Source organism: Candidatus Fukatsuia symbiotica (assembly GCF_003122425.1).
In the GTDB taxonomy this organism is placed as follows: domain Bacteria; phylum Pseudomonadota; class Gammaproteobacteria; order Enterobacterales; family Enterobacteriaceae; genus Fukatsuia; species Fukatsuia symbiotica.
Map to the genome: position 1 here is coordinate 42,133 of NZ_CP021660.1, position 4,721 is coordinate 46,853.

The 4,721-nt window shown below is 42.3% G+C and carries 6 protein-coding genes and 1 pseudogene; 3 read left to right on the top strand and 4 right to left on the bottom strand.

All coding sequences use genetic code 11. The features are described 5' to 3' along the window. Window positions 1–23: 23 nt before the first annotated feature. The 3 genes and pseudogenes from CCS41_RS14035 to CCS41_RS14045 all read left to right on the top strand — a co-directional run bounded on the left by CCS41_RS14035 (window position 24) and on the right by CCS41_RS14045 (window position 1,072). Window positions 24–275, top strand: a complete 252-nt coding sequence (locus tag CCS41_RS14035) for a type II toxin-antitoxin system Phd/YefM family antitoxin (protein ID WP_119797817.1) — start codon at window positions 24–26, stop codon at window positions 273–275. After that, window positions 272–560, top strand: a pseudogene (locus CCS41_RS14040) (type II toxin-antitoxin system RelE family toxin). The gene CCS41_RS14035 and the pseudogene CCS41_RS14040 overlap by 4 nt, the downstream one beginning before the upstream one ends. Window positions 561–748: 188 nt before the next feature. Next, window positions 749–1,072 carry a hypothetical protein gene (locus CCS41_RS14045; protein WP_119797818.1) on the top strand — a complete coding sequence of 108 codons (324 nt, stop codon included), beginning with the start codon at window positions 749–751 and terminating at the stop codon, window positions 1,070–1,072. 113 nt (window positions 1,073–1,185) lie between these two features. Here CCS41_RS14045 and CCS41_RS14050 read toward each other — a convergent pair whose 3' ends face one another. The 4 genes from CCS41_RS14050 to CCS41_RS14065 form a co-directional block, all read right to left on the bottom strand. Then, the gene (locus CCS41_RS14050) at window positions 1,186–1,923 is read right to left on the bottom strand and encodes a helix-turn-helix domain-containing protein (RefSeq protein WP_162860113.1); all 738 of its coding nucleotides are present in this window, start codon (window positions 1,921–1,923) and stop codon (window positions 1,186–1,188) included. Window positions 1,924–2,408: 485 nt separating this feature from the next. After that, complete coding sequence (locus tag CCS41_RS14055; protein ID WP_119797820.1) at window positions 2,409–2,597, bottom strand: hypothetical protein; 189 nt, start codon at window positions 2,595–2,597, stop codon at window positions 2,409–2,411. Between the two features lie 31 nt (window positions 2,598–2,628). Beyond that, window positions 2,629–2,754, bottom strand: a complete 126-nt coding sequence (locus CCS41_RS17305; protein WP_275887699.1) for a hypothetical protein — start codon at window positions 2,752–2,754, stop codon at window positions 2,629–2,631. A gap of 110 nt (window positions 2,755–2,864) precedes the next feature. Next, complete coding sequence (locus tag CCS41_RS14065) at window positions 2,865–3,020, bottom strand: transposase (protein ID WP_162860114.1); 156 nt, start codon at window positions 3,018–3,020, stop codon at window positions 2,865–2,867. Between the last annotated feature and the right edge of the window lie 1,701 nt (window positions 3,021–4,721).

Sequence of the window (4,721 nt, forward strand, 5' to 3'; positions counted from 1 at the left end):
TCAAATTGAAGGAGCGGCTTTACATGCCAAATCTCATCCTTAGTGATACCAGCGCCAGCGTGAGTGAATTGAAAAAAAATCCGATGGCTACCGTTGATGCCGGAGACGGCTTACCTGTCGCTATTCTTAACCGAAACAAACCTGCTTTTTACTGCGTACCCGCGCGCCTGTATGAAGCCATGATGGGATCATTGGACGATCTCGACCTGATAGAGATTGTTCACCAACGCGAAGGTGGTGAAACCGTAGAAGTGGACCTGGATCAATACCTATGACTTATAAAGTTAAATTTGATAAAAAAGCCTTCAAAGAATGGGAAGCCCTGACCGATAGCCTTCGTAAACAATTTGCTAAAGTGTTAAAAAAAAAGACAGGAACAACCCAGAATACCTCAGGCAAAATTATCAGGATTAGCAGACTGCTATAAAATCAAGCTGCGATCTTCCGGTTTCAGACTGGTTTACCAGGTGGTTGATAATATTCTTATTATCAAGGTGATAGCGGTAGGTAAACGAGAACGGAGCCAGGTATACGCGACGGCTAAAAAACACCTGACTTAACGATAAGCGACTGATTTCAATACCTGTACCCTCCCTCACGCAAGCTGCCTTTACCTGTTCAGAATTACGTCAGGCTTTTAAATTTCATATTGTTGCACACACGCTGACAGAACAAAACGTTGATGATCCCTCTCAGGTAGAGCCTCTGCTCGATCAAATAGAGGGGGTCGTCACTCAGGTAACTGCTGATGGGGCTTGATGGCAACCCTACTTATAAGACGTTGACTGAACGCAACAGCGAGATGGTTATTGCTATTCCCCCGCGATCCACGGCAGTAGCCAGTAATACGACAGGGCAACCGACCCAACGCGATCAGCACCTGGAAATGATCCAGAACAAGGGGCGACTCGCCTGGCAAACAGCCCTAAACTACGGTCAACGGGCCCTGGTTGAGACCATGATGGGGTGTTACAAAAATGGGGTGTTACAAAAAGCTGATTGGACCTCGTCTTCGGGCTCGCGAATTGGCTGCACAGAAGACGGCAGCATCGATAGGTGTTGCCGTTCTTAATCGGCTTTTGGCCGCAGCACGCCCTCACTCCGTCCGTAAGGAAGTGACAGTGTCATAACTCCCTTGGGGAAAGGGGAAGTCACAACCTTCACACCTCCATGCACCAACGCCGTCTATCTCCGCATGATGCGTTCAAGATCCGCAATATTGATGATAGTGATATCTTTTTTTTGTACCTTAATGAGACCTTTAGATTGAAGTTTGGAAAATGTGCGGCTCACTGTCTCGAGCGTTGTACCAAGATAATTAGCTATCTCTTCGCGTGTCATGCGAAGATGAAAATTCAAGGGCGAGCAGCCACGTAGGCTTAGACGACGAGATAAACTTAAAAGAAATGTTGCCAGTCGTTCTTCTGCGTGTGTGCCGTGAACTAATAGTATACCCAAATTATGCGCACGAACGATTTCATCGCTCATTATTTCGCAAATGTAATTTTGAATGACAGGGAACTCTTGACATAGGTATTGAAAATAATAAAAGTTAATAAAACAGAGTTGACTGTGTTCCATGGAAATAGCACTGAATTGATGTTTTTTTGCACAGATGCCATCGAATCCTAGCAATTCTCCTGCCATGTAAAATCCTGTGATATGTTCCTGTCCTTGACTATTGAACATGACTGTCTTGATAGATCCTGATTTGATAACATAAATTCTCTTAAAAGGTGCATTGACAATATATATTGACTGACCACGTCCAACGGCTTTTTGGGTATAGATAGCTGAATTAAAATTTTCTATTTCTTTTGAAGTCAGGCCTGCGATTTTCCCCATTTTACACAATGCACAATGGCTACAACCAATACAACCAATATGGTGAGTACAACAATTGCTTTCTTCTAAATTTTCCATTTCCATCTTTTTTTGACAGTAATATACCAGATGCATTGCATGTTCACTGGATTGCTTGATCCCAACACAACTTTGACCAGTGACCAGTTTACAGGAAATAATTCATTGATTTAAATCAAGCATTAGCGTAACCTTAAGCCGCTGTAGGTAAGCGAAGCCCATTCGAAGCAAGAAACTCCACAATCTCCTGATTATTTATTATTTATACCGACTTTGCTGAGTTCGATAATCTTTGGCCACTGACAAACATGAAAAAGAACCAACAGTCACTGGAATGTCGAGAGAGGTTGTTTCTCCTCCTTTCCAAACAATGCGTGTATGTATCTTTTCTCGTTCACGACGATGAATAATCACCTTTTCAATTAAGCTCCGTAAGAAAGCTTTTTCTATTGTTGCAAGAGCATTTTATCCCAGATAATGGAGATATTTTTACTAATTTTAATTCTCAGGTATCGAGGCAAGATTAGTTTTTGCTTTTTTCTTCTCTAAAGAAGGAAGGCCTGTGCTTGTTTTAATTCCTGCAACGTACTTTGCCAGCGTTTTGCAAGCTCGGAAGCGACTAAACGGTTGTTTGGATCAACTTGATTAAATTGCCACTCAGCTAATTTTGCTTGATAGCGCAGTCGTTCTAACTGTTGCTCATGGGCCTTTTGAATAACACAGTCTGTTTCCATCTGCTGAGTTATTGCAAGTCCGCAGAAATGCTCAGGTATCCAGGTTAAAACAGGTTATGCAATGGCTGACATCTCCCCCCCCCTCCCCTTCTTTTTCCTGACCCCCTTTTGCCCCTGCTTCAGGCCGATGAGCTCGAATAACTGTTCCATCAATCATGTGCCATTCGTGATCCCCCTCTTTTTTTAAAAAACGCTAAAAGAGCGTCTAAATGTCCTTTTTTCACCCAGTTATTGTAACGGCTATACACCGTCTTCCAAGCCCCAAATTCAGGGGGGTAAATCACGCCACGGTGCGCCTGTCCTAACGATCCAACACACCGCTTCAAGAAAGTTTCTGTCGTCTTTTCCATGCCGGCCTTTAGCAGCGGGTAATAAGACTTTCAACGCTTCCCATATCCTCTCTGTTATCACTTCTCGTGCCATAGCAATCACCTTTTTATGGCACTTTATAACATATTTTATTTTTAGGGACAGAGCCCAGTATAAATCCATTTGGATATAATTTTTAGGCTTATTGCCAAAAATTAATGAATCCTTGCGGACTCCAGATTTACTGGGATCGGATGCCTCGAAGTTATCGATCCGCCTGAGGGTATCAAAAGACCCGAAGCTTTAATAGTATAACCTGAATTCGGGATAAGGATTAATCTAACTAATTGAAATTATTATGATATAAGGTAACCATAACTGGATGACGCGAGAAAAATTGTCTTTTTGAGTTTCAGGCACTTGATTCTTTGCAATCATTAAGCCGATATTTTTATTAGATCCATTTAAAAACAAATAGTTATTGATTTTCTTATCCCGAACTCAGGTTAGTATAACAAAGCCTACAAAATCAAAAAAGCTCCTATCATCACATTGAACCGTTTTTTTTGATTTAAATCAAATACGAGCGTATTCAATAAAGGTACTCTTTGACTATTATAATTCTGCTTTTTATAAGCCTATAAGGTTTACGCAGCATTTTCATAATGTAGGCGAATTTTGCCTCTCACAGAGAGAGGAGGCAAGGCAGAAATTGATCTGTTGATCAAACAGCACTGAGGGAAGATTCATTCAGGGAGGGGATAGGCCGCTATCGGTCAGTGTACGTTCGATGCGTACCTGACCGAATATGTTGACCTTAAGTGGATGCCCTGTCTTTCCAGAGAGGGCGGGGAGGGTGTCCGTCAATCCATTAATATAAATTTTATTTTTATTAACAAAATAATTTATTTATTAATAATCAAATGAAGTCGTATAACTCGTTGTTGTCAAATAATTTTTTTAGATAACCATGTGTGCTGGGCAAAGCTGCATTGCCCTTGTAGGTGAAAGTCCTGCCGTAGAAGGTTAGCTAGACCGCTACGTAACGAGTCTTGCGCTGCCGGAGGTAACGAAGGTAGTGAGGCATAGACTAGGTGTGTGGACACTGATCTATCGGAAGCCGGATGCGGTAGTTCCGCAATTCCGGTTCCGAGGAGTGGCCTACTCGAATGACTGGGTAGGTCTACTCAACTGTCACCAAGTTGACCCAGGATACTGAATTAAAGCGCAAAAGCGCAACTAAAGCGTGGGATACAAATCGTGAGGGGAGTATCTTCTTGATATCCACAAAGTCGGATAAGTGCTAGGGAGCCGACAAGGTGAACGTAAATGAATCTACACAAGATACGTAATTTTTTAAAGCAGCGGAAGTGATTTACACGCTGTAGCCAAAAAGGCACCGAGAGTGGGTAGAGGAGCTATTTGCATCCTCTTGTGATCGAAAACCTCTCCGCATCACAGATGCGGTACCTATACCCGTTACACTTTGAAATACTGGAAAAATTAGATTGCTGAGTATTATGTAACATTATGATTTTTATGAGAAATTAATAATGATTTTCTACACACGATTTATCTCAGGCTCTTACATGCAGGAAGTGTGTGGCTGGCGATGAGCAGCTTCACCGTAAAACAACTCACTTAGCTTGAGCATTGTCGCCGAAAAGCTCGTGCCTTTGGTTAAGACTGCGTTTTTAACAGAGACCATGTTCTATGTTAAAACGGCCAAATACTTAGCTGTGAAGGCCCTATTCCAGCAACGCTGGGAAAAGGGAATCGGTCCTTTGCTTATTATGCAGGATTTCAGGAGCTACC